Source organism: Mucilaginibacter gossypii (assembly GCF_900100945.1).
GTDB classification, from domain to species: domain Bacteria; phylum Bacteroidota; class Bacteroidia; order Sphingobacteriales; family Sphingobacteriaceae; genus Mucilaginibacter; species Mucilaginibacter gossypii.
Window position 1 is genome coordinate 25,604 of record NZ_FNCG01000015.1, and the last position, 25,893, is coordinate 51,496.

The window sequence follows — 25,893 nt, forward strand, 5'->3', positions numbered from 1 at the left end:
AACATCTCCGCTTATTAACCAATCCAGACTTACGAAGTTTTTGAAACTTCGTAAGTCTTCGAAGGCCTCGCGTTAAAAATCTGTCAAATTTTCATATTCAATACAACAGTAATCGATGAATTTACGATACCGTAATCTCGCCTCTCAAATCCGTTTCCAGCCATTCTTTTACCTGCAAGGGATCATCGCTTTGGCCCAGCAGGTACATCATTTTGGTAACAGCTGATTCAAAGGTCATGTCATAGCCGTTGGCTACACCGATATCTTTGAGGTGTTTGCTGGTTTCGTAACGGCCGAGTTCAACCGTACCTACCTTACATTGCGAAATATCAAGGATCACCTTACCGCTGTCGATAGCGTTTTTAAGCAAATCGATAAACCAACTGTCGGTTGTGGTATTACCGGCCCCGAAGGTTTCCATTACTATACCCCGCACGTCGGCGCTTAAAATGTTCTCAACCACTTTAGGGCTTATGCCCGGGTATAACTTCAATACGCCAACATCATTCACCAGGTTGTTGTGTACAATTAACGAGCTTTCGTCTTCTGGCAGTCTGATATCGTTCGCGCTAAAGCGTAAATGAACGCCCGATTCGGCCAATATAGGATAGTTTGGCGAGCGGAAGGCTTCAAACTTTGATGAATTATATTTAAAAGCCCTGTTACCACGGAACAGTTTATAATCAAAATAGATACAAACCTCGGGCACGCGGGCGCGGTCATTCTTTTTAGCTTTAGCTATTTCAATAGCCGTCATCAGGTTTTCCTTTGCATCAGTACGGATGGCGCTTATCGGCAATTGCGAGCCTGTGAAAATAATGGGCTTGCCTAAGTTTTCTAACATAAAACTTAATGCAGATGCGGTATATGCCATCGTATCCGAGCCGTGCAAAATCACAAAACCATCATTATCATGATAGTTTGACTGGATCAAACCGGCCAGCTCGCTCCAGATTTCAGGGTTCATGTTTGATGAATCAATGATCTCATCAAACGAATGTACTTTGATACGGCAGTTAAGCTTTTCAAGCTCGGGCACGTTATCCATTATTTGCTCAAAGTTGATAGGCTTGAGCACCTTTGTAACCGGATCACTCATCATACCTATTGTCCCTCCGGTATAGATGATCAAAATTTGGCTCATTAATTAAGTTTATGCTGTATATAAATATTAAACAATTTTAAATTCCGAATACAAGCCTGGAATTTTCGGTAGTGACCTCTGCCACTTTTTCAATGCTTGTTTGGTGAAGCTCCGCCACCTTTTGGGCTATATATACCAGGTACGAGCTTTCGTTAGGTTTACCCCTGAACGGAACAGGCGTAAGGTACGGAGAATCTGTTTCTAAAACGATATGTTTAAGGTCAATTTCCGGTATTACTTTATCAAGCCCAGAGTTTTTGTAGGTAACTACCCCACCTATGCCCAGGTAAAAATTAAGGTCGATCACTTTTTGGGCTTGCTCAACAGTACCTCCAAAACAATGAAAAATACCCCGTAACTTTTCATCCGCTTCCTGCTTCAGCACCTCATATACCTCATCAAATGCATCGCGACAGTGGATCACAATAGCCAGATCAAGGCTTTTGGCCCAGTTGATCTGTTTCACAAACGCATCTGCCTGTTCCTTTAAATGCGTTTTATCCCAATACAGGTCAATACCTATCTCGCCTATGGCATAGATCTTGTTTTGCTGATGGGCATTCATGATGGCCGAAAGTTCTTCTTCCCAATTCTCCTTTACATCACAGGGGTGTAAGCCCAGCATCGGGTAGCAATATTGAGGATACTCATTCGCCAAACCATAAACCAGCGGAACGGAAGCCGCATCAACATTGGGTAAAAACAAACGGGTAATGTTATTATCGATACAACGCTGCATTAACGCCGCGCGTTTTTCAGGAATGGTTTCGTAGTATTGATGGGTGTGCGTGTCGGTTAAAACCATGCTGCAAAAATAAACCTTGAATACTTAATAACGAATTTATAGCGGTAAAGTATCGATACTTTCAATTAATTACCTGACGACTACCAACAAAAAACCTCCCGCATTTGGCGGGAGGTTTCTACTATCAGTTCTTTTTAGCGGCCGGTTTCTTTGTGCCGGCTTTTTTTAGTGGAGCTTTACCAGCAGCCGGTTTCGGGGTAACCGCGACATGTTTGCCTGGTTTTACTTTTACCAGTTCGATATCGAACACCAATGTGCTGTATCCGGGGATTTCCGATCCGTAAGGACGTTCGCCGTAGGCAAGGTTTGAAGGGATGATAAATGTTGCTTTTGAACCTTCATTTAATAAAAGCAAACCTTCATCCCAACCTGATATTACCCTATGCTCGCCCAAAACAACGCTTATAGGCTCATACGGACGGCCAGGCTGTTGTATGCCTGCCGCTTTGGCGTTAGCTTCAATACTGGTATCAAACAGTTTCCCGTTAAGCAACTTTCCGGTATAATTTACCAGCACTGTATCGCCGTTAAGCGGCTTTCTTTTGGTTGTTGGGCTGGTTATCACGTATTTTAAGCCTGATGCTGTAGTAACAGGTTTAAGACCATGTGCCGTAATATAGCTTTCTCTGTCGGCTGTTTCAGCTTGTTTTAGTTTTTCAAGGCCCGCATTCCTTTCGGCAATGGCATCATTTAACGATTGAACTTTCTCTATCTTTAAAATAAAAGTAAGAAAGCTGCCTTTAGGTAAAAATGGCGGACGGGCTTCTTCATGACCAACAAATACCGAATCAGTTGGAATTTTAACCAAGGCACTGTCTTTTGCTGCAAGCAGCGGGAATATTTCCATCAAGTCGCCTACATTTTGCGAGGCCTGCACCTGGGCTTGTACGGGATGTCCTGCCTTATAACTACTGAACAGTACTGAATCTTTATCGGTTTTCTGGATAAAGTTAAAAGTAAGCACATCGTTGATCTTAGCTTTGTTGCCCGGGTTAGCAGTATAGATTTGGTAAAGCGCGCCTTTAGCGGTTTTCTGCAAACCAGCCGTTTGCGCACCTGCGTTTAAAGCAAGCGCAGAAAGCGCCGGCAATAAAAAAGAAAAAATATGTTTTTTCATAAGTTATAAATAAAAAAGCCTTTCCTGCTTTGAGCAGGAAAGGCCTTGTAAAACATAATAATTATTTCGTTGTCGGAGTTGGCATTTGCATTTGCGGCATAACCGGTTTTGGTGCATTTGGATTTGGGTGGACAATATTTACCAGCTCAACTTCAAACACAAGCGGCGTATAAGGTTGCATTTGCTGACTTCCCTGATCGCCATAACCTAATGATGATGGAATAACCAACATCGCTTTAGTCCCTTTATTAAATAATTGAAAAGCTTCGTCCCAGCCTTTGATCACCTTACCTTCACCCACCGGAATACGGATTGGCTGATAAGGGTTCATCGGGTTGATCTGCATCTTTTCTTTTACAGCTACAGCTTTAACACTTGTTTCCAAAACTTTGCCAGTAACAAGCCTTAAAGTATAATTAATTACAGCTGTATCACCTACTGCTACGTTAGCACCACTGCCAGGTGTAGTAACTGCATAATTTAAGCCTGATGCAGTTTTTACAAATTTCAGGTCTTTATGTGCATCCAGGTAACCCTGGATCTTAGCAGGCTCTTTACCTTTAAGGGCGTCGGTTTGACCTTTCATGTATTGGGTAACGCGATCACGGAAAACTTGCTCGGTAAGTGCGCCTTTAGCAACTACCTTTTCAATTTTAATAGTATAAACCAGGTATTTACCTTTGAAGCCCGGCGGGCGTTGCTGACCGCCTTTAAATACCGAATCGGCAGCTATTTTAAATGTGGCGCTATCACCTTCGCCCAATAATGCTAAGCCAGAAACAATATCACCTTTGGTTTGAGGTTTAGGCATCAGCGTTGGTATAGGCTGGCCGTTATCATAAGAATTATTGATAATTGAATCCTTATCGGTTTTGAGGATCATGTTCAGTGTCAAAAAGTCACCTTCCTTAACTTTAGGATTGCCTTTTGAGGTGTGGATATTATAAAGCAAGCCGCCTTCGCCCTGCTTAAACCCACCGTTACAACTTGCAAATCCAATAGCCGCAAGTGACAGAAACATCAGTTTTCTTTTCATCATTACTTTTTTACTGTATTAATAGTTTTTTATATTCGGGTAAAATTTGTTTAAATTGTTGTATAACCTGTTCAAGGCTACCCTCGGAATGGCCGCCGGCTGCATTGCGGTGACCGCCGCCATTGAAGTATTTTTTGCAAATCTCGTTGGCCGGGAACTCGCCTTTTGAGCGTAATGAAAGTTTCACCCTGTCGCTTCGTTCAACTATGAAAGCAGCCAAACGGATGCTTGCCATCGATAATGCATAATTTACCACACCTTCCGTGTCGCCTGTTTCAACATCAAAGCGTTCCAGGTCATGTTTGTTAACTGCAATTATAGCTGTATTAAACTCAGGCAATACCTCCAGGCAATTAGCCAGGCAATGACCTAAAAAGCGCAGCCTGTTTTCAGATGCGCTATTATACACCAGCTCATGAATGCGCCAGTTAACCGCACCGGCATCTATCAAATCGGCAACTATGCGGTGAACTCCGGATGTAGTGTTGGGAAGCCTGAATGAAGCCGAATCGGTCATGATGCCTGTATAAAGACAGGTTGCCACATTTTTATTTACAAGTTCTTTGTGGTGAAGCTGGTTTACTATAAAATCATACACTAACTGCGCGGTAGCACAGGCATTGATATCCCAGTGCCTGTAATCGTCAAAATCGGCAGGCTCCAGGTGATGATCGATCATGATCTTATAGGCATTACTCTCGCCAACCAGCTCGCCCATATCATTGATACGGCTCAGCGCATTAAAGTCGAGGCAAAATATAAGTTTCGCATCTGCTATCAGGGCGGCAGCTTCTTCGCGGTGCTCGGTATAAATAATAACATTCTCGTTACCCGGCAGCCAGCTTAAAAAGTCAGGATAATCTGTAGGGGCAATAACCCTGGCATGATGGCCCTGCTGTATCAAATAATTATATAAGCCTAATGACGACCCCATAGCATCACCATCGGGTTTATGATGGGTAGTGATCACTATTTTTTGAGGTTTCGTTAAAAGGTCAGTAAGCGAAGCTAAATCTAACATCAATTCTTAAAAAAAGAGTTGCAAAGCTAAATAAATAAATGAAATACAAACCATCTAATTTAATTCAAAAAGCTTTATCTTACAGTTACAAAAGCCTATTTTTGCCGCAAATTTTAAATGTTATCATAAGCATCAGTAAGCTTATGTTTTAAAACCAACGTAACAAAGGCATTTAATCTATTAATAACCCAAAAAAGAAACAATTATTTCAATGAAAAACAACAGAACATTTACCATGATAAAGCCTGATGCCGTTGCAGACGGGCATATCGGTGCTATTTTAGACATTATAACCAAAAACGGCTTTAAAATTGTGGCGCTTAAATACACTAAATTATCTGCCGAAAAAGCGGGCCAGTTTTATGAAGTGCACAAAGAACGCCCTTTTTATAACGGATTAGTTGAGTTTATGTCATCGGGCCCTATTGTAGCAGCTATTCTTGAAAAAGACAACGCTATTGCCGAATTCCGTAAACTGATCGGGGCCACTAACCCGGCCGATGCCGCCGAAGGTACCATCCGTAACCTGTATGCAAGATCAATTGGTGAAAATGCCGTTCATGGCTCAGACTCTGACGAGAATGCCGACATTGAAGGAAACTTCTTTTTCTCGGCTTTTGAAAGGTTTTAAGTAACCTATTTCGGGTGTAATTATATAAACCAAAAGTTACACCCGAATTTTTTACGTTTTTTTTGTAATTATGGTTACGTTTTTTGTAACTTTACATTATCCACCTAAACAATATTACATAATTTAATCAACCAATAATATCACAAAACATGAAACCATTATTCAAATACATCTTTTACGTACTTATACTGGTGATGTTGGTTATTGGATCGCTAATGCTTTACAGAACACACCCCGAAGCCCAGCTTGCGCTTACCATTCCCGGCCTGTTCATTCTTGCTTATTCAAAGCTTACGGATGATATCAAATTAAAGCATAACAGCTTACGTATGCTTAGAGGAAGATAATTTCCTCAACAAGCACACTTTTAGCTTCGTTATTAATCTTTTCAATTATCTGGCTGCGCATCAGCATCAATTCATTTTTTATTACTGATGATTCTATCCGCAGAAATAATTTCTTATCGCGCACAAATAACTCTTTGGTGCGATTGGCTACTGATTTGCCTACCAGGTCGGGCCAGGCAGTAATAACACCGGTTTCGTCAAAACGCCGCTTAATCTTATATACATTAAGCATTTGCTCAATAGCTTCTTTCAGTGTTTTGTCGTTGGTTTTACGCATCAATCGCTCCTCCTTTTACTTTAAATAGTTTAACAGGTATCCCTATTTTATTAAAAACGGTTTCAACCCGCTCAACCCCGGTATCGGTTATAAAAACCTGGCCAAAATCATTGTTCGATACCATCTGCATTAATTTGGTAATCCGGCCGTCATCAAGCTTGTCAAAAATATCATCAAGCAAAAGCAAGGGTTTAAATCCTTTTTGCTGATATAAAAAAGTATATTGTGCAAGCTTGAGTGCAATTAAAAATGACTTTTGTTGCCCCTGCGATCCAAACTTTTTCATGGCCATACCATGGATATTGAATTGCAGATCATCTTTATGAATACCCGCTGTGGTACGCTCCAACGCCCTGTCACGGTCAAAACTCTTTTTTAATAAACTATCGAAATCATCGGCAAGCAGTTGCGATTCATACACGAGGTCAACATGCTCGACATTATCGCTCAAAAAACTGTAATGCTTATTAAATATAGTAACAAAACCCTCCATAAAGGCCCGGCGCCTTTCAAAAATACGATTGCCCGAAGCGTTCAATTGCTCATCAATCACTTCAAATAAGCCGGCATCATATCGCCCTGTATCCGCTACCTGTTTTAAAAGCGCGTTACGATTGGTAAGGATTTTATTATAGGTGATCAACTCATCTAAATAATGGTTATCTGTTTGCGATATCACATTATCAATAAACTTGCGGCGTTCTTCGCTCCCTTCGGTTATGATACTGGTATCATTTGGTGATATCATTACAAGCGGTAACAATCCGATATGATCGGCCAGGCGCTGGTAATCTTTTTTATTGCGCTTAAACTGTTTCTTTTGATTGCGCTTTACAGAGCAGGCAACAGCTTCGGGCTGATTGTTTTTATTAAAGACGCCGGTGATGATAAAAAAATCGGCACCCTGCTTAATCTGCTGGCTGTCTATCGGGTTAAAATAGCTTTTGCATAAGGACAGGTAATGAATAGCATCAAGCAAATTGGTTTTGCCGGCGCCATTATTACCTGTAAAAGCGTTAACCCCCTCGCTGAAAACCAGTTCGGCCTCATCGTAATTTTTAAAGTTAATAACTGACAGCTGTTGCAGGTGCATGAGATGGCAAAGTTAATGTTTTTTGGTGAGTGGTTGATGGTTCATGGTTGATAGGCCATAGTCATTTATAAACAAAATTGCTCTTCCCTAAATCCTGAAAACTACAAACCCAAGACCATGAACCATAAACTATCAACTATGAACTACCCCTCGTTAAAGATTTAATACAAAAGGTATTGCCAGTAAATTTGAAAACCGTATTTTTGCAAACTTAATTTTAGAACAACAATGTCAAAAACCCAGGCGAACACCAAAGTTGCAGCACCAGAAAACAATTTTGGTCAGAGTGGCAAATTTGTACGCGAGAACCAGAAAAGCTTACTATTTATTGTAGGGGCCATTATTGCCCTTATTGCTATCTATTTCATTTACATTAAATTATACTTAGGTCCACGTGAAGTTACTGCCGCTAACCAAATGTACAAAGCGCAGGATTTTTGGCAGCAAAAAAACTGGGACAAAGCCATTAAAGGCGATGCCGGCTTCCCTGGTTTTGAAAAGATCATCAGCGATTACAGCAATACCAAAGCTGCTAACCTTGCTTATTTTTACCTGGGCACTGCTTATTTAAATAAAGGTGACTACCGTAAAGCTATTGATAACCTAACCAATTACCGCGGTGACGACAACATGGTAGCAGCCGAAGCTTTTGGTAGCACAGGCGACGCATATGTTGAACTGAAAGATTACGAAAAAGCAGAAACTTACTTCAGCAAAGCTGCTGATAAAGCAAAGAATAAATTTTTATCGCCGCTTTATCTTAAAAAGTTAGGTTTAACTTATGAAGCTCAAAAAAACAGTAAAGAAGCTGCTGAAGCTTATAAAAGAATAAAAACTGAATATCCTGAAAGCGCTGAAGCTCAAAATATCGACGAGTATATAGCCCGCGCCGAAGCGAAACAATAATTTTAATTTCGGATTTGAGGATTTCGATTTCGGATTTATCTGGTTTTAAATACCTTTAAATTCGGAATCGATTTTTTTTATAGGCAGATTTTGATCGCTGATCACAACACTTAACAAAATCCGAAATCGAACCTCCGAAATTCGAAATAAAAACATCCGAAATCAAATGGCGACCCATCTTAAAAACCTTTCCGATTTTTCAAATACCGAAATACCATCAGCAGCACCGTACCGCTTCGGTATAGTTGTAGCCGAGTGGAATGCCGAAATTACCAATGCGCTTTACCAGGGTGCATACCAAAGCCTGATAAGCAATGGCGCACTGGCCGAAAACATTTTTTCATACCAGGTACCGGGCAGCTTTGAGCTTACATCGGGAGCAGATCTGTTATTAAAAAAAGGCAACCTTGACGCGGCAATTTGCCTGGGATGTGTAATACAGGGCGAAACAAGGCATTTTGATTTTATTTGCGACGCGGTAGCAAACGGAGTAAGTAATGTTGCCATAAAGTACTCAAAACCTGTTATATTTGGTGTATTAACTACTGATAATCAGCAACAGGCTATTGACAGGGCCGGCGGTAAGCATGGTAATAAAGGCGACGAAGCAGCTATCACAGCCATTAAAATGGCAGCCCTTGCTGAAACATTAAACAGTTAAAACCCGTTAAAGCAATTAATTTTAGCTCAACATGAAAAAATTAGTTTACATAGCACTTATAGCCGCGGCAGTTGCAACAGCATCATCCTGCTCAAATAAATTATGCCCGGCTTATGGTTCATATCCTAAAACAGGCCGTTAACAGTTAATTGTCATTTTTAAACCTGTTTAAACACACTACACAGTTTTTGTGTTATAATTACGTTATAGCATTTTAACTATTAATAATATGAACTGGATTTCGTTGGAGACGGCCGATCAGCTAATGGCGATCAAACAACAAGAAGGATATAGCCTTATATTTAAACATAGCACGCGCTGCTCCATCAGCATGATGGCCAAAAGGCGTTTTGAGCTTGACTGGGATAATCTTCCCGAAAATATGCCCCTTTACTTTCTAGACCTGATCAAATACCGTGACCTGTCAAACCAGGTAGCGCAATTGTTCGAGGTACACCACGAATCGCCCCAACTGTTACTCATTAAAAATGGCGAATGCATTCTTGACCAATCTCACAGCGGCATCTCCGTTGATGAAACTTTAGAGGTGCTGAATTAGATTTGATGACGATAGTCCATAGACCATGGTCGATGATTTCATCCTGGCGTATAGATATTCATCTTTTTTATCAAGAATATATCATATCTTCTATAGGCTATGGACCATCGTCCATGGACTAACAACTATAATCAGTTTTTAACTACATTTGTACCATGATTGAATTGCCGGTAGTTCCTGCTGTTAGCCAACCTGTACGTAAGCCTGATTGGCTTAGGGTTAAGCTTCCTACAGGAAAAGAATATGCTCACGTACGCAGCCTTGTTGATACCCATAAACTGCATACCATATGCGAAAGCGGTAACTGCCCTAATATGGGCGAGTGCTGGGGTGCCGGCACGGCCACTTTCATGATCCTTGGTAATATTTGCACCCGTTCGTGTTCATTTTGTGCAGTTGCAACCGGCAGGCCTTTAGCTGTTGATGTTGATGAGCCCAACCGCGTAGCAACTTCTGTAAAACTAATGCAGGTAAAACATTGCGTTATTACCTCTGTCGATCGTGATGATTTGAAAGACGGCGGTTCCATTATCTGGGCCGAAACCATCAATGCCATTCGCCGTGAAAGCCCCGATACTACATTAGAAACCCTGCTGCCCGATTTTAAAGGCAACTGGGATAACCTTGCCCGCGTTTTGGAAACCAGGCCCGAAGTTGTATCACACAACCTGGAAACTGTAAGGCGTCTTACCAAAGAAGTACGGATCCAGGCAAAATATGACCGCAGTCTTGAAGCCCTGAAACATATTTCGGAAGCGGGTTTGCGTACAAAATCAGGCATTATGCTTGGCTTGGGCGAAACCGAGGAGGACGTTTTAGAAGCAATGGATGATTTGCTGGCTGCAGGTGTTCATATACTTACACTGGGGCAGTATTTACAGCCTACACGTAACCATCATCCGGTGATTGACTGGATCCATCCCGATCAGTTTGCACGTTATAAGGAATTGGGTCTTCAAAAAGGGTTCAGGTATGTTGAAAGTGGGCCGCTGGTACGCTCATCTTACCATGCAGAAAAACACTTGTTTGAAATGTGATAATTCCTTTATATCTTCATCGGGTTGAGTAAGAAACGAAAAATATCGATGTCAGAAGAAGAACTGGTGTTGTCATTACGGCACCGGGAAAAAATTGCCGTCGAAGCTTTATATGATATGTATTCGGCCTCGTTATTCGGGGTTATATCACGCATTATAAATGACACCGCTATAGCCGAAGATGTTTTACAGGAAACTTTTGTAAAAATCTGGCATTCCTTTTCAAGCTACAGTACGGAAAAAGGCCGTTTATTTACCTGGATGGTTAATATCGCGCGCAACCTTGCAATTGATAAGACCAGATCGAAAGATTTTAAGAATCAGAATAAAAACCAGGATATTGAAAATAACGTAACTTTCATTGACGAGCAACGAAACACGGTTTACAAACCTGAGTTAATGGGGGTTAAAAATTTAGTGCAAACACTAAAACCTGAGCAAAGACTGATCATCGAGCTGGTTTATTTTAAAGGCTATACCCATGTGGAAGCTGCCGAAGAATTGGGCATTCCGTTGGGTACCATTAAAACCCGGTTAAGAATGGCTATCCAGGAACTCAGAAAACATTTTAATTGAAGTGGAAGATTTAAAAGCATATATTGAAACAGGGATACTGGAGCTTTACGTATTAGGGGATGTTACCCCTGCCGAAAAGCTACAGGTTGAAGAACTGGCTTCAAAGCACCCTGCTATTAAGGCAGAGCTTGCCGAAATTGAACGCTCAATGGAATTGTATGCCGGAGAAAACGCGATTGAACCATCTGAATATTTACGTAGCCGCGTATTGGGAAGTTTACTAACTAATTTTGGCGACGATAATGACTTTCCTACACAAACCCATACAGAACGGGAAAGCGTTGTGGTTACACGGCCCTATAAAGAAAAAGAAATTAATTTTTATAAATACGCATTTGCCGCATGCCTTGTTTTATTGTTAGCAAGCGCAGCGGCTTTGTATAACCTTTACAACCGCCTTAATGATACCAATACCCGGCTAAATGCCATGCAGTTGCAAAACCAGCATTTTAGCACCACGGTTAGCGCCAAGGATAGCGAGCTGAACCTTTTAAGGGATACGTCATTTAAACTGATCCGTCTGAAAGGGACAGAAAAATCGTCTGAGTCGGTGATGACCGTAGCCTTTAGCCCATCCAAACAAAAAGTGGTGATTGACATGGAAGGCCTTAAATTGCCTGCAAATGACCAAGCGCATCAATACCAGCTTTGGGCACTGGTGGCCGGCAAACCTGTTGATTTGGGTGTATTTGACGCCACAGCAGATTCAAGCGGATTCAAAAACATGAAAGCGATAGCCTCGGCAGATGCCTTCGCGGTAACGCTTGAGCCAAGAGGCGGTAGTGAAAGTCCAACACTATCACAAATGGTGGTAATGGGTAAATATTAAAGCGAAAACGATCTCCCAGGGCTTAATAATGATTAAAAGCTTACATTTTTTCGGATTTATTCCGAAATGATGTAAGCTTTTCGATTTTTATACGTTAATTACTTGTATTTTGTGTAAACCTAAACTACACTGGGTTAATAATTTAACATTTTTTTAACGAAAACCAAAACCAATTATTAGTTTTTTTGTAACTAATAGGAACGTGTAAACGTCTTATGATTAGTTAGGACATAAACGAGAAACAGTGAACCTGATAACCCTAACCCCCAGATTTGAGTATTTAGTTCTTTATAAGATCAGTTAATAGTTAATTAAAACGGCTGTATGATACTTGCAGCCGTTTTTTTATGCCCTTAACTTTGCCATGGTAACGGGCAATTGCGCAATGAGCTTACCGGGCAAAACTACATGCATCCGGTTTGGCAATGCAAGTTCATCGCCGGCCTTACCGTGAATATAGGCACCAATGATGCAGGCTTGATCCGGCGGATGCTTTTGCCCAAGCAAAGCAGCTATTACGCCGGTAAGTACATCGCCCATACCTCCGCTTGCCATAGCAGCATTTCCTGATGAGTTAAAATATACTTTGCCATTGGGTGCTGCGATAATGGTATAATCATTTTTCAACAGGATACACAGGTTTAACTCCTTTGCCTTTTTTATAGCGGTTTGCAGCCGTTGCCACCAACTGGTATGTTCACCAAAAAGCCTGTCAAACTCTTTCATGTGCGGGGTTAAGATGCTCCCCGCAGGTAGCTGGGTTAATAATGCCTTATTTTCTGCAAGCAGGTTCAATGCGTCGGCATCAATAACCAGCGGTTGTTTATAGTTTTTGATGATTGCTTTTAATAATGTTAAGGCCTCGGCATCCTTGCCTAAACCAGGCCCCACAGCTATCGAACTAAATTTATCCCAATCAATATAAGGTTGCTCATCACCATTCCTGACTATGGCCATAATTTCGGGCTGATAACTGTTTAGTGCGGTTAAGCCACTTTCGGGGATACAGGCAGTCGTCAGGCCGGCACCTGCGTGTGCTGCAGCTGATGAGCTTAATAGCGCCGCTCCCATGGTTTTTGCCTGCCCTGCAATAATCAGCACATGACCAAATGTGCCTTTATTGCTGAAACGACGACGTGGTTTTAGTATTTGTCTCACATCTTTTTCTTCAACAAGCTGATACGGTGAACTTAACGACTGGATAAACTTTTCATCTATGCCAATATTCACAGCTTCCCAGCAATTGATATAAGGTGCCGATTCCGGTAACAGGAAATTGATTTTAGGCTGCTGAAAAGTAATTACAAGGTCGGCTTCTATAGCAATAGTATCCCTGACTACTTCCCCTTCCGAAAAAAAACCTGTGGGTACATCGACTGCAACAACTGTTCGGCCCAAATCATTAATGAACTTAACAAGCCGTTCATAATCGCCGGTGAGCGGTTTGTTCAAGCCGCTGCCGAGCAGGGCGTCAATAATTACCGGGCTGCTATCCGCCGGGATCTCTTCATCCTTGGCAAGTTCTTTTATAGATACGCAAGTTTGTTTTAGCCTTTCAAAATTGATGTTAAAATCCACCGATGCCTTATCAGAAAATCGGGCTATTACAACGTTGAGCCTATTATAATGATGGTCACATAAAATACGCGCAATGGCAAGCCCGTCGCCGCCGTTATTCCCTGTACCACAGTAAAAAGTTATCGGCTCGTTTTTATCGGGGAAACGGTTAACGAACCAACCCACAAAAGCTTTTGAGGCGCGTTCCATCAAATCAATAGAAGCAACAGGTTCATTAGCGATAGTATAAGCATCGCCCTCGCGAATTTGTTCGGCAATTAATAAAGGAAGCATATATCCTAAAGTAAGGATTTAATGGTTTTGTTTTAAGAGAAATTATTGGCAGATCAACCGAACTGCACAACAAATAATAATATCCAAAAATCCGGCAGAAAAATTTATTTTAACAGACGGACAGGCAAGCTGTTTTACAATATTTAAGCGGTCGTTTCACGGGACTTTAGTTTGTTAGAAATACCGGTATTTAACCTTCTTCTTTGTTTTCATATTAGTTGCTTTTATAATCCAGCCCTTGCGAAATATTTGAATAGATAAAATCAATATTTATTACCTTTACATAGCATTTATCTATATTACATGACTATCACACAACTGGAGTATATTGTGGCTGTTGATACCTATCGCAGCTTTGTTTTGGCAGCCGAGAAATGTTTTGTTACCCAACCAACATTAAGCATGCAGGTACAAAAACTGGAGGACACGCTTGGCGTTAAGATCTTCGACCGCAGCAAACAGCCCGTTGTGCCTACCGAAATAGGGATTGAAATAATTACCCAGGCACGTGTAATGCTGTCTGAGAGCGAAAAGATCAAAGAAATTATATCCGACAGGCAAAAGGAACTTTCGGGCGAATTACGGGTAGGCATCATCCCTACCGTTTCGCCCTATATATTACCTAAAATCATCCATGGCTTTATTGAAAAATATCCACAGGTAAAATTGATTGTATGGGAACAAACTACCGAAGAGATCATTCAACAGCTAAAACTCGGTATGCTTGACTGCGGCATCCTTTCTACCCCGCTTCATGAAAACAACCTTACCGAAATCCCTGTATTTTATGAAAATTTTGTAGCCTATGTATCCAAAAACAGCAAACTTTCTAAAAAGAAGAATATTGTGCCGGATGATATAGATATGGAGGAGATCTGGATCCTGAACGAAGGCCATTGTATGCGCGAGCAGGTTTTGAATATTTGCCAGCGACGGAAATCAACCCGTGGCTTTCAGCATTTTGAATACAATACCGGCAGCGTTGAAACCCTAAAACGCATGGTCGACCAAAATAACGGGGCTACCATCCTCCCCGAGTTGGCCCTGTCTGAGCTTAGCGAAAAACAGCTGGATAAGGTGCGGTATTTTAAATCGCCCGAACCCGCCCGTGAGGTAAGCATTGTGATACAACGTAACTTTTTAAAACGCCGCATGATTGAAGCGCTGAAAGCTGAAATCCTGGAATTTGTGCCAAAGCGGATGAAAAGCAAAAAGAAAAAGGAAGTGATGGATATTTAGTAATTGCTTATCTATCTACCAGACTCACGAAGTTTGGGGGACTTCGCAAGGCTTCATTAGATGATGACAGCCTTCAGGATTATGGAAGGAACCCGTTTACATGATTCTTAAATTTAACTACTCTTTTTCTGAATAATTTCGGTGGTATTGCTTTGACAATCCCTTACCGGATTAGCAATTTTCCATTCTTATATCCACAAGCATCTGAACAACAGTACATTAAGTGTACTATTTAGATTTATTATAAATAATTTGCATTATAACACCCGCCTGACTACTTTTGCGCTATTATTTATATTTAGTCTAAATAAAATGGATCAACCCAAACCATCTTTCTCAAAAATCTTTTCACTTTCATTTATAGTGCTACTTATAGGCACCATCCCGGCCCTTGCCCAGCAAGCCAGAGGCATTCTTAAAGGTAAAATTATCACCATAAAAAATGGGCCTGCCGAAAACGTTTCGGCAGTACTTAAAGGCACCAGGTACGGTACCATAACCAATGAAAACGGCTTATTTGAAATTAAAGCCCCGCAAGGAGATTATATACTTGTAGTATCTGAAGTTGGCACAAAAGGACAGGAAAAACCAGTAACCGTAACAGCCGGGCAAACAACTGTGTTGCCTGTTATTACTGTTGATCATACTATTCATGGTTTGCAGGAAGTAAATATAAATGCTAATAAAACCAATAAATTTAAACGTTCACGAAGCGAGGATGTTGCCAAAATGCCTTTAAGCAACCTCGAAAACCCACAAGTTTATAATACCATAAGCAGCCAGTTGATGCAGGAACAATTGATATTTTCTGTTGATGATGCTATAAAAAATGCCCCTGGGATCCAAAAAATGTGGGAAGCTACCGGTCGTGGCGGCGATGGCGGCGCTTATTATAATAGCAGGGGCTTTATTGTACAAAGCACCATGCGTAACGGCATTGCAGGGATTATAACTAATGGCATTGACGCGGCTAACATCGACAGGATTGAGATTATTAAAGGCCCCTCTGCTACTTTATTCGGAAGTTCTTTAACCTCATATGGCGGCCTGATCAACCGTGTTACCAAGAAACCTTATGATACATTTGGCGGAGAAGTGAGCTTATCTGGCGGCAATTTTGGTTTTTACCGGGGCAGCGCCGATATTAACACTCCGCTCGATAAAGATAAAAAGATACTCTTCCGTTTAAATACTGCTTTTAATCATGACGGTAGTTTCCAAAACAACGGCTTTTCGCGGAATGTGGTTATTGACCCAAGCATTGTTTATAAGGCTTCCGACAGGTTAACCATTAGTGCCGATGCTGAACTGTCATATGGTACCAATATCGGAAAATCTATTTTCTTTTTCCCTTACGGACAAACCATCGATGCCCTGGGTTACAGTCGTGCCGATCAGCTCAAGCTCGACTACAAACAAAGCTATCATGGAAATGACCTGACTCAAACGTCACAAAACAGGAATTTTTATGGCGAAGTAAAATACAAGATCTCCAACGCCTGGACAACACGTACCAACCTGAGCCTCACCCATAGCTATTCGGACGGTTTTGGCCCTTACTACTACCTGTTGCCAGGCGATTCTATTTCCCGTAACGATCAGTCAACCCGCAAAAGTAAAGATGACATGATGGAGATCCAGCAGAACTTTAACGGCGACTTCAAAATAGGTAAATTCCGTAACCGGTTTGTAGGCGGCCTGGATTTCTTCAGGGAAAACTCGCAACAATATTTTTTTGGCAGTACGCTCGATACTGTATCTGTAACCGGCAATCAAAACTATAGCAATTTCAACAAAGCGGCGATGGGTGCCCTTTATGCTACCGGCATTTATGGTTTTACCTACCCTTCCATGTTTAAACGGAATACCTACAGCGCTTATATCTCTGATGTGTTTAATATTACGGATCAACTGATAGCATCGGCAGGTTTACGCGTAGACAGGTTTGACAACAAAGGCAACTACGACCCAACAACTCAAACCACTTCAGGGGCATATAAACAAACCGCCTTTTCGCCAAAATTTGGTTTGGTTTACCAACCCGTTAAAGACCACATATCGCTGTTTGCCAATTATCAAAACAGCTTTAACAACAAAACCGGTACTACCGAAAACAACCGACCGCTTAAGCCCGAGCAAGCCAATCAAATCGAAGGTGGCGTAAAACTTGATCTCTTCGATGGTAAATTGAGCGGTACGGTAAGTTACTATGATATCAAAGTGAAAAATATCGTACGTCCTTCCACCATAAATCCCATTCTTTCGGTACAGGACGGAACCCAATACAGCAAAGGTTTTGAAGCCGAAATAATAGCCAACCCAATAATCGGCCTTAACATCGTAGCAGGTTTTTCATATAATGATTCAAAGCTTACCAAAAGCGCCGATGCCGGCGTTGAAGGTCTTCGGCCAGCAACCGCCTCATCGCCATATCTGGCAAATTTTTGGATAAGCTACAAATTTCATCAAGGTGCAGTGAAAGGTTTTGGTCTGGGTTTCGGCGGCAACTATGCCAGCGATAATAAGATCGTAAACAGCCGGGCCATTGGGGTATTTACCCTGCCGGCTTACACCGTATTAGGAGCATCAGCATTTTATGATACTAATAAATACCGGTTTGGCGCTATGCTTGACAACCTTACCAATGAAAAATACTGGATAGGTTACACCACCATTAACCCTCAAAAACTAAGAAGTTTTGCATTAAGCGCAACCTATAAATTTTAAAACAGCCATTAAATAAAAAGCAGGAGTGTATTACAGTTCCTGCTTTAAGTTAACAACCCTATCATTCCTGTTAATCCTGAATAAAATGTCCAAATCCATACACTCTTTCTGTAAGCTTCCTCCTCTTTTATTATGTGCAGTTTTGCTGCTCTTCAACATACCCGCGCTGGCCGAGGTAAAACCCGGCACCATAACCGGCACAATCACGACTGCCGATGGCCAAACCGTTCCCGGTGTAACCGTAAGCCTTAAAGGTAATGGCATATCCGCAGGCACGGTTACCAGCGAAAGCGGAAGGTTTACCTTTAACAAGGTAAAACCGGGCAGCTACACCATTAAAGTAACGTTTGTGGGCCTGGCTTCTGAAGAAAAAGCAGTTGAACTGGCCGATGGACAACGCGTTACCGTAAACTTTATGCTGCGCGAAAACGCCAACCAAATTGGTGAGGTCTTAATTTCGGGCAGGAAACAAAAATATAAGATCGACGACCCCTCACCCAGCCTGAGGTTAAACGAGCCTTTACTTGAAGTGGCACAAAATATCCAGGTGGTATCTTCCGACCAGATCAAGGACCAGCAGATCTTTAACATGCTCGAAGGCGTATCGCGCAATGTGAGCGGCTTAACCATGCAGGAGCATTGGGGCAATTATGCCCGTGTAAATGCCCGTGGCGACAGGCTTGCACCTTTCCGCAACGGTATGAACATCGAAGCTACCTGGGGCCCGCTAACCGAGGATATGTCATTTGTTGACAGGATTGAATTTGTAAAAGGCCCTGCTGCATTCATGCTGGCCAACGGCAACCCCTCGGGTTTTTATAACGTAGTTACCAAAAAGCCTACCGGCACTACCAGCCAGGTATTCAGTTTTACTGCAGGCAGTTTTAACAGCTACCGTGCCACTGCCGATTTTGACGGCGTACTTACTAAAAACGGTAAACTGCAATACCGCCTCAACCTGATGGGCCAGCTTTCAAAATCATGGCGCCCGTATGATTTTACCAACCGTACGGCTATCGCTCCCGTATTACGCTACAAATTCGACAGCAAAAATACCCTCACTGCCGAGTATACCTACCAGTACCAGCGCATGAATGCCTTTGGTACCGCCTACCTGTTCTCCACTGATGGCTATGCAACACTGCCGCGCAACTTTACTAACGCGCCTTCAAATTCGCCATCATCGGGCATCCGGGACCAAAGTGCGTTTTTAACTTATGAGCATACCTTTAACAGCAAGTGGAAAGTTACCGCGCAGGGTGCTTATTTTTATTATAAGCAAACGGCATATAGCTATTGGATAAACAGCATCAGCAGCAACGGCGATGTTGACCGTAACCTTGGTTTATGGGATGCTGTTAACAAAAACAAATTTGCCCAGGCTTTTTTAAACGGCGAATTTAATACAGGCAAAGTTGTTCACCGCCTGTTAAGCGGCCTTGATATTGGCGACAAGTACTATATTCCGGATTATTTTCAATCAGGCTCACTTGATCCTGATCCCGCAAACCCTTTCAATATCCACAATCCAAATAATGGCCCTGTTACTTTACCTGTGTTTGATAGATCGGTGCCACTTAGCGAACGTGGTAAAAACGCTGTAAATACCGAAAAATATCAATCAATTTATGTACAGGATGAGTTGGGCTTTTTTGATCAGAAATTGCGTTTAACTGTAGCTGGTCGTTACACCCATGCCACTACAACCGATCCTTATGCCGGCGATACCAAAGGGCATAAATTTACGCCCCGTTTTGGGTTAAGTGTTAACATTGATCCTACTACAACTGCTTATGCGGTATATGATCAATCATTTGTGCCGCAAACAGGTAAAATATACGGCGGCCAAAAAGTTAAGCCTATTACAGGCAACAACATGGAGCTTGGTTTAAAACGCGACTGGTTTGATGGAAAGTGGAATACTACCTTATCTGCTTACCAGATCCTTAAAAACAACCAGTTGGTAACCGACCCCGACAAACATGGTGAATCTGCAGCAAATTACGTTTTGCAATTAGGTCAAACTAAAACAAAAGGTGTTGAATTTGATGCCCGCGGCGAAATCATAACCGGCCTCAGCCTGATGGTTAACTATGCTTATACCGATTCGAAGATTTCTAAAGATACCGACCCTGCAAATGTTGGCAATCCTGTTCCCGGCTTTGCAAAACATGTTACCAATGCCTGGTTAACATACCGTTTACAGCACGGCAGCTTAAAAGGTTTGGGCTTTTCAACCGGATATCAGTGGCAGCTTGACCGCCTGCCATGGAGCCTCGGCACAGGCACTTCTGATCTGCCAAACTACTTCCGTTTAGATGCAGGCGCATCCTACCAGATCAAGAAGATGAGTTTTGCGTTAAATGTAAATAACGTGCTTAACAAATACCTTTATTCAGGCGGTCATGAGGGGTTGAGCACCGACGGCAAAACTGTTTACAGCTGGCAGGCAGAAGCACCAACAAACGTACGTTTAAGTATCGGTTACAAATTTTAATGAATGACACCTTTTAAAAAAACACTGTTGTTTATACATCGCTGGCTTGGATTTATATCCGGGCTGGTGGTATTTATAGTAAGTATAACCGGCTGTATCTTTTGCTTTCAGGACGAGATCCAGGATGCGATACACAGTTACCGTAAGGTTGAGGTACAAGCTAAACCCTACATAGCACCATCAATACTTAAAGCCGAAGCACTGAAAGGCCGTAAAGGCGCTACGGCCAGTTATGTTTACTATTACGGTATCGGTCGCCCTGCGGGGGTGTTGGTAACGGACAAGAAAGAGGGCCTCCTTTTTGTATATCTGAATCCTTATACAGGTAAGATCACCCATACCGAAAGCCCCGCTTCAAACTTTTTTATTATTGTTGAATATATTCACCTATACCTGTTGCTCCCGGCTAATATCGGCACCCTGGTAGTAGGCATATCGGTGATAATTTTTGTGGTGCTGATGATCACCGGCATAATACTCTGGTGGCCCAAACGTAAAAGCGACCGTAAACGCAGCTTCACTATTAAGTGGGGTGGCCGCTGGCGCCGTGTTAATTACGACTTGCATAACGTTTTGGGCTTTTATGCCACCAGCGTGGCCATCATATTGGCCATAACAGGTCTGTCAATATCATTTGACTGGATGCGTGAAGCTATTTACACAGCCGCTAATTTGGGCAAAGCGCATCCCGAAGAAAAGGTAGTTTTCAAGTCCGATTCGTTGTTGAATGGTAAAATGGATACCACCCAGGTTATCAACAAAGCATATTTATCAGCCAAAGCCGCCTCGCCAAATGCCGAAATGTTTTTAATTTATGACGATGCTGCTAAAGCCGGTGCCATAGGCGTAACCGCATACGCACAGGCCCTGCACTACTATAAAAGTGATAGCTATTCTTTCGATAAATACACCGGCAAATTATTGAACCGTACCGCGCATGAACAAAAAAGTGCCGGCATGAAAATGAATAACATGAACTATGATGTTCACGTAGGGCAAATCTTAGGCCTTCCCGGTAAGACCATTGCTTTTTTGGCCAGTTTGATTTGTGCAAGCTTGCCAATCACCGGCTTTATCATCTGGCTCGGCAAACGCAAAAAATCCAAATCAAAAAAGGTAAAAACGGTGGTGCACAGAAGGACGGTAAGGCAGCATTTGCCAACCGACCGTTGATTTTTGATACACTGATTACGTTGATTATTCTTTCGCTTCCTGGTATAACTCCCCCTTTTAGGGGGCTGGGGGGCCAATAACCACCTCATCATCCAAGGGATGCCCGGTGCAGGTCAAGATCCATCCTTGTGCAAGATCCGCTTCAGTAAGTACATCATTTTTCACCATTTCAACTTTACCGCCGGTGCATTTAACCATGCAGGTAGAGCATATTCCTCCCCGGCAGCTATAAGGTAATGGGATATTGTTTTGCAGGGCGGCCTGCAGTATGGATTGGTTTTCGCCTACTACAATATCGTGCAGCTCGCCCCGGTATTTTATTTTGATGTTTTTAGGTGGAAAGTTAGTAAAGCTGCTTGTTACGGCAACTGTTTCGAGCACAAAATTTTCGCGGCGGATCTTTACCTGATCAATCCCCATATACACCAGGTCGAACCGGATCATTCGCATAAAAGCAAACGGGCCGCAAAGGTAAAACTCAGCATTTGCCAGGTTGAAGCTGGCGTATTGCTTCACCAGCTTTTCTACCTTATCGGGGTTGAGTCGGTTACCTTCGCTGCTAAGCAGGTAAATGATTGTCAACCTTTCGGGGTGTTTGGCTGCCAGTTTATCCAGCTCGTTTTTGAATAAAATGGAAGCGGCATTTTGATTACTATAAATGAGGGTTAGCCTGCTTTTACCCTCCCGGTTCAAAATATATTTCAGTTGCGAAAATATAGGGGTAATGCCGCTGCCGCCCGCAAATAAAAACAGATCCTTTTCCTGCTGATGGTCACTGATGATAAAACGGCCGGCAGGGGCTAATGCTGTTAACTCATCGCCTTCCTTTATTTTAGTGAGCATAAACCTGGATATTTCACCGTTGGTAATGCGCTTAATAGTTATTGCAGGGTATGGTTCATCGGGCGACGAGCTTAACGAATACGAGCGCCTGATCTCTTCCTGCCTGTGGTTAAATATCAGTGTGATGAACTGCCCTGCGGTATAAGGGATAAGATTACTATCAATACTGCTCAAATAAAATGTAGCCGTATCTGGAGTTTCCCATTTTATGCGTTCAACTTTTAGTTTTAAAATCTCTTCGGTCATCAATTGATGGCGTTATTGTTTATCTGCAAGCATTTTGCGGATAACGCTGTTCTTTTTGCCGTAAGTATAATAGATAACCAAACCAATTGCAAGCCAAATGACCAAACGCAACCAGGTATCGCCGGGTAGAAACGTCATCATGGCAAAACAGGTCAGGATACCCAGCACCGGCACCAATGGCACAAGGGGTGTTTTAAACGGCCGGTGAATATCAGGCTGCTGCTTCCGTAAAATAAGTACACCGGCGCAAACCATAACAAATGCAAGCAAGGTACCAATGCTGGTCATTTCACCAACCACGCGTATCGGAACAAATGCGGCAAAGAGGGCTATAAAAGCGCAAAGCATAATATTCGATTTCCAGGGGGTGCGAAATTTGGGATGCACTTCTGAAAAAACCTTAGGCAGCAAACCATCTTTCGACATAGAGAAAAACACACGCGATTGGCCTAACAGGTCGACCAAAATCACCGAGGTATAACCTATTAAAATAGCCAGCACAATAGCTTTGCTCAACCACTGGTAATGCGTTTTTTCAATGGCGATGGCAACCGGTGCGCCCGAACCTATAAATTCCTTATAGTTGGCCATTCCGGTCATTACGTGCGCAAATACAATAAAGAGTACCGTACAGATCAGCAGCGAGCCGATGATCCCGATAGGCATATTGCGCTGCGGGTTTTTGGCCTCCTGCGCCGCAGTTGATACAGCATCAAACCCAATAAATACAAAAAACACTAATCCCGCCCCTCTCAATATGCCCGACCAGCCATAATCGCCCCAAACACCGGTATTTTGCGGGATATAGGGATGATAGTTTTGCGGGTTAATAAATGACCATCCAACCGCAATAAACACCAGCACCACGCCCACTTTCAAGGTTACAATAATGGCATTAACCAATGCCGAACCTTTTGTACCCCGGATAATGATACTGGTAACCAAAATCACAATGAGCGCAGCTGGCAAATTGATGATTCCGTTAATAATATTGCCATTGGCAGCCTTAGCAGTTTCAAAAGGCGAAAGCGTAAGCTGTGGAGGCAAATACAGGTCAAACCAGGATAAAAATTTAGTAAGGTATTGCGACCAGCTGATGGCCACTGTTGCTGCGCCCACGGCATATTCAAGCGCGAGGTCCCAGCCTATGATCCAGGCAAAGAGCTCGCCCATGGTAGCATACGAATAGGTGTAAGCGCTCCCCGCAACAGGTATCATGGCCGAAAACTCGGCATAACAAAGGGCAGCGAAAGCACAGCCAATAGCAGCAATTAAAAAAGAAATGGTTACCGCAGGCCCCGAATGCTGGCCCGCCGCTATACCGGTTAACGAAAATAAACCGGCCCCTATGATGATGCCTATCCCAATTAAAATAAGGTTAACGGGCCCAAGCGAGCGTTTTAATGAATGTTCCCCCTCCTCCTTCGATTCGCGGAGCAGGGTTTCTATGGGCTTTTTGATCATGATATAAAAAAGTCCACAAAGTTAGTAGATTATTGCAGGGATTAAGCGTGGGTGTATAATTGGAAGGTAAATAAACAAACTTCTCGGGCTCGTTACAAACGAGCGCAAGAGTTATGAAGTAAAACAAAAGCGGCAGGACCATCAGATCCTGCCGCTTTTGTTTATGAGCTTAAATAATATTAAGCGGTTGCTTTTGCGTAAAGCTCGGCAACGTGGTTCCAGTTGATCACATTCCAGATAGCTGCTAAGTAATCCGGACGACGGTTTTGATATTTCAGGTAGTAAGCATGCTCCCAAACGTCGATACCTAAAATTGGGGTACCTTTAACTTCAGCGATGTCCATTAATGGGTTGTCCTGGTTAGGAGTGGAAGTTACAGCTAATTTTTTATCAGCAGTAACAATTAACCATGCCCAGCCAGAACCAAAACGGGTTGCACCTGCTTCAGATACTTTAGTTTTGAAATCGGCAAATGAACCGAAAGTGCTTTTGATAGCATCAGCTAAAGCGCCTGTAGGCTCGCCGCCACCGTTTGGTGATAACAAGGTCCAGAACAAGGTATGGTTGTAGTGGCCACCGCCATTGTTACGCACAGCAGCGGGGAATTTAGAGATATTTTTAATGATATCGTCGATATTGCTTTCAGCCTCAGGCTTACCTTCCAAAGCTTTGTTTAAGTTGGTAACATAAGCCTGGTGGTGTTTGCCATGGTGAATTTCCATGGTCAGTTTATCAATGTGCGGTTCCAGAGCATCAGTAGCGTAGGATAACGCCGGTAGGGTAAATGCCATAATTTTAGTTGTTTATTTTAAAGTTTACTGTTTGTTGTGACGTAACAAATATAAGCGTTGATTGAAGTTTTTGTTCTAAATAATTGTCATGTTTTCTTTTAGTTCATAGTTGATGGTTAATGGTTCATAGCTATTTTTATTACTATGAACCATCAACCCTACTTCCGCTTACTTTTAAAAAAATCTTTCACCAGCTGGCTGCATTCAGCTTCGCGGATACCGCCGGTGATCACTGTTTTGGGATGGGTTATTTTTTGGTTGATGCGGCCGAACCCGAGTTTGTTATCATAGGCCCCAAAAACGATCTTACTTACCTGGAACCAGTATGAAGCCCCGGCACACATTACACAGGGCTCCATAGTAACGTACAGCGTACAGCCTTGCAGGTATTTGCCTCCAATTAAATTAGCGGCCGCAGTAAGGGCCTGCATTTCGGCATGGGCCGATACATCGTTAAGCCGTTCGGTAAGATTGTGCCCTTTTCCTATAATGCGGCCATTGTAAACCACAATTGCCCCTATCGGGATTTCATCTTCCTCTAATGCATAGCGGGCTTCTTTTAACGCCTCGCCCATAAAATATTCATCGGGCGATATAGAGGCCTCATCCTCAAAACTGATATATCTCATTTAAATAAGTTTGCTGCCGTTTGGCACAGGCTTTTCAACAGCGGTTAACACAATGTCTCCGTTCTCGTCGGCGAAACCGGTAACCAGGAACTCCGACATGAAATTGGCGATCTGCTTTTTAGGAAAATTAACCACGCCTACAATTTGCCTGCCCACCAGCTCTTCTTTGGTATAATGCTTCGTGATCTGTGCGCTCGACCACCTGACACCAAACTCACCGAAATCGACCCTTACCTTGAAGGCAGGTTTACGGGCTTCCGGGAAATCAATTGCTTCCAATACAGTGCCTACACGTAGTTCTACTTTTTCAAAATCATGCCAGGTGATGGTTTCCATAGGGGCAAAGGTAAAAAAATATGTCTCTCTCTTCTTCAAAAGCTACCCTTGCCTCAAT

25 protein-coding genes are annotated in these 25,893 nt (G+C 42.5%); 12 read left to right on the forward strand and 13 right to left on the reverse strand.

The window, feature by feature from the left end; all coding sequences use genetic code 11:
- Window positions 1-121: 121 nt before the first annotated feature.
- The 5 genes from BLS28_RS22645 to BLS28_RS22665 form a co-directional block, all read right to left on the reverse strand.
- Window positions 122-1,144 carry an asparaginase gene (locus BLS28_RS22645; protein WP_090530955.1) on the reverse strand — a complete coding sequence of 341 codons (1,023 nt, stop codon included), beginning with the start codon at window positions 1,142-1,144 and terminating at the stop codon, window positions 122-124.
- Window positions 1,145-1,181: 37 nt separating this feature from the next.
- Window positions 1,182-1,949 (reverse strand): TatD family hydrolase, encoded by a 768-nt coding sequence (locus BLS28_RS22650; protein ID WP_091172714.1) that lies wholly within the window; start codon window positions 1,947-1,949, stop codon window positions 1,182-1,184.
- Between the two features lie 124 nt (window positions 1,950-2,073).
- A complete protein-coding gene (locus BLS28_RS22655) occupies window positions 2,074-3,066 on the reverse strand; it encodes an FKBP-type peptidyl-prolyl cis-trans isomerase (protein ID WP_091172717.1) in 993 nt (330 codons plus the stop codon).
- Window positions 3,067-3,127: 61 nt separating this feature from the next.
- Window positions 3,128-4,105, reverse strand: a complete 978-nt coding sequence (locus tag BLS28_RS22660) for an FKBP-type peptidyl-prolyl cis-trans isomerase (protein ID WP_091172720.1) — start codon at window positions 4,103-4,105, stop codon at window positions 3,128-3,130.
- A gap of 7 nt (window positions 4,106-4,112) precedes the next feature.
- Entirely contained in the window at window positions 4,113-5,123 is a 1,011-nt protein-coding gene (locus BLS28_RS22665; RefSeq protein WP_091172725.1) for a DHH family phosphoesterase, read from the reverse strand.
- 211 nt (window positions 5,124-5,334) lie between these two features.
- On the opposite strand from BLS28_RS22665, the gene BLS28_RS22670 reads away from it, so the two are divergent.
- Window positions 5,335-5,754: a nucleoside-diphosphate kinase gene (locus tag BLS28_RS22670; protein WP_091172728.1), complete on the forward strand. Its 420-nt coding sequence runs from the start codon at window positions 5,335-5,337 to the stop codon at window positions 5,752-5,754.
- Between the two features lie 149 nt (window positions 5,755-5,903).
- Entirely contained in the window at window positions 5,904-6,101 is a 198-nt protein-coding gene (locus tag BLS28_RS22675; protein ID WP_091172734.1) for a hypothetical protein, read from the forward strand.
- On the opposite strand, the gene BLS28_RS22680 is transcribed toward BLS28_RS22675, so the two are convergent.
- Window positions 6,088-6,378: a DciA family protein gene (locus BLS28_RS22680; protein ID WP_090530976.1), complete on the reverse strand. Its 291-nt coding sequence runs from the start codon at window positions 6,376-6,378 to the stop codon at window positions 6,088-6,090. The two genes, BLS28_RS22675 and BLS28_RS22680, sit on opposite strands and share 14 nt — an antisense overlap.
- Window positions 6,371-7,471 (reverse strand): DNA replication/repair protein RecF, encoded by a 1,101-nt coding sequence (recF, locus tag BLS28_RS22685; protein WP_091172737.1) that lies wholly within the window; start codon window positions 7,469-7,471, stop codon window positions 6,371-6,373. Before recF ends, BLS28_RS22680 begins: the two co-directional genes overlap by 8 nt.
- A 228-nt stretch (window positions 7,472-7,699) precedes the next feature.
- Between recF and BLS28_RS22690 the strand changes: the two genes are divergently transcribed.
- From BLS28_RS22690 to BLS28_RS22715, 6 genes are all read left to right on the forward strand, one after another.
- Window positions 7,700-8,377: a tetratricopeptide repeat protein gene (locus BLS28_RS22690; RefSeq protein WP_091172741.1), complete on the forward strand. Its 678-nt coding sequence runs from the start codon at window positions 7,700-7,702 to the stop codon at window positions 8,375-8,377.
- Between the two features lie 166 nt (window positions 8,378-8,543).
- Window positions 8,544-9,038, forward strand: coding sequence for a 6,7-dimethyl-8-ribityllumazine synthase (gene ribH, locus BLS28_RS22695; protein WP_091172747.1), 495 nt, complete (start codon window positions 8,544-8,546; stop codon window positions 9,036-9,038).
- A 229-nt stretch (window positions 9,039-9,267) separates the two neighbouring features.
- Window positions 9,268-9,597, forward strand: coding sequence for a bacillithiol system redox-active protein YtxJ (gene ytxJ / locus BLS28_RS22700; protein WP_091172751.1), 330 nt, complete (start codon window positions 9,268-9,270; stop codon window positions 9,595-9,597).
- A 155-nt stretch (window positions 9,598-9,752) separates the two neighbouring features.
- A complete protein-coding gene (lipA, locus tag BLS28_RS22705) occupies window positions 9,753-10,634 on the forward strand; it encodes a lipoyl synthase (protein WP_091172755.1) in 882 nt (293 codons plus the stop codon).
- A 48-nt stretch (window positions 10,635-10,682) separates the two neighbouring features.
- Window positions 10,683-11,210, forward strand: coding sequence for an RNA polymerase sigma factor (locus tag BLS28_RS22710; protein ID WP_311084057.1), 528 nt, complete (start codon window positions 10,683-10,685; stop codon window positions 11,208-11,210).
- 1 nt (window position 11,211) lies between these two features.
- Window positions 11,212-12,039, forward strand: a complete 828-nt coding sequence (locus BLS28_RS22715) for an anti-sigma factor (RefSeq protein WP_091172763.1) — start codon at window positions 11,212-11,214, stop codon at window positions 12,037-12,039.
- A gap of 345 nt (window positions 12,040-12,384) precedes the next feature.
- Here the strand turns inward: BLS28_RS22715 and BLS28_RS22720 are convergent, their stop codons facing one another.
- Complete coding sequence (locus BLS28_RS22720; RefSeq protein ID WP_091172766.1) at window positions 12,385-13,890, reverse strand: NAD(P)H-hydrate dehydratase; 1,506 nt, start codon at window positions 13,888-13,890, stop codon at window positions 12,385-12,387.
- 303 nt (window positions 13,891-14,193) lie between these two features.
- Between BLS28_RS22720 and BLS28_RS22725 the strand changes: the two genes are divergently transcribed.
- From BLS28_RS22725 to BLS28_RS22740, 4 genes are all read left to right on the forward strand, one after another.
- Window positions 14,194-15,129 (forward strand): hydrogen peroxide-inducible genes activator, encoded by a 936-nt coding sequence (locus tag BLS28_RS22725; RefSeq protein WP_091172769.1) that lies wholly within the window; start codon window positions 14,194-14,196, stop codon window positions 15,127-15,129.
- A 312-nt stretch (window positions 15,130-15,441) separates the two neighbouring features.
- Window positions 15,442-17,856 carry a TonB-dependent receptor gene (locus tag BLS28_RS22730; protein WP_091172772.1) on the forward strand — a complete coding sequence of 805 codons (2,415 nt, stop codon included), beginning with the start codon at window positions 15,442-15,444 and terminating at the stop codon, window positions 17,854-17,856.
- 85 nt (window positions 17,857-17,941) lie between these two features.
- Window positions 17,942-20,353 (forward strand): TonB-dependent receptor, encoded by a 2,412-nt coding sequence (locus BLS28_RS22735; protein ID WP_091172774.1) that lies wholly within the window; start codon window positions 17,942-17,944, stop codon window positions 20,351-20,353.
- Between the two features lie 3 nt (window positions 20,354-20,356).
- On the forward strand, window positions 20,357-21,526 hold the full coding sequence (locus BLS28_RS22740; RefSeq protein WP_091172776.1) for a PepSY-associated TM helix domain-containing protein: 1,170 nt from the start codon (window positions 20,357-20,359) through the stop codon (window positions 21,524-21,526).
- 57 nt (window positions 21,527-21,583) lie between these two features.
- Here the strand turns inward: BLS28_RS22740 and BLS28_RS22745 are convergent, their stop codons facing one another.
- The 5 genes from BLS28_RS22745 to BLS28_RS22765 all read right to left on the reverse strand — a co-directional run bounded on the left by BLS28_RS22745 (window position 21,584) and on the right by BLS28_RS22765 (window position 25,835).
- On the reverse strand, window positions 21,584-22,615 hold the full coding sequence (locus tag BLS28_RS22745; RefSeq protein WP_090531014.1) for a ferredoxin--NADP reductase: 1,032 nt from the start codon (window positions 22,613-22,615) through the stop codon (window positions 21,584-21,586).
- Window positions 22,616-22,627: 12 nt separating this feature from the next.
- Complete coding sequence (locus tag BLS28_RS22750; protein ID WP_090531017.1) at window positions 22,628-24,079, reverse strand: amino acid permease; 1,452 nt, start codon at window positions 24,077-24,079, stop codon at window positions 22,628-22,630.
- Between the two features lie 179 nt (window positions 24,080-24,258).
- Entirely contained in the window at window positions 24,259-24,870 is a 612-nt protein-coding gene (locus tag BLS28_RS22755) for a superoxide dismutase (protein ID WP_091172779.1), read from the reverse strand.
- 158 nt (window positions 24,871-25,028) lie between these two features.
- On the reverse strand, window positions 25,029-25,499 hold the full coding sequence (locus BLS28_RS22760; protein ID WP_176844544.1) for a nucleoside deaminase: 471 nt from the start codon (window positions 25,497-25,499) through the stop codon (window positions 25,029-25,031).
- On the reverse strand, window positions 25,500-25,835 hold the full coding sequence (locus tag BLS28_RS22765; protein ID WP_091172783.1) for a tRNA-binding protein: 336 nt from the start codon (window positions 25,833-25,835) through the stop codon (window positions 25,500-25,502).
- Window positions 25,836-25,893 lie beyond the last annotated feature (58 nt).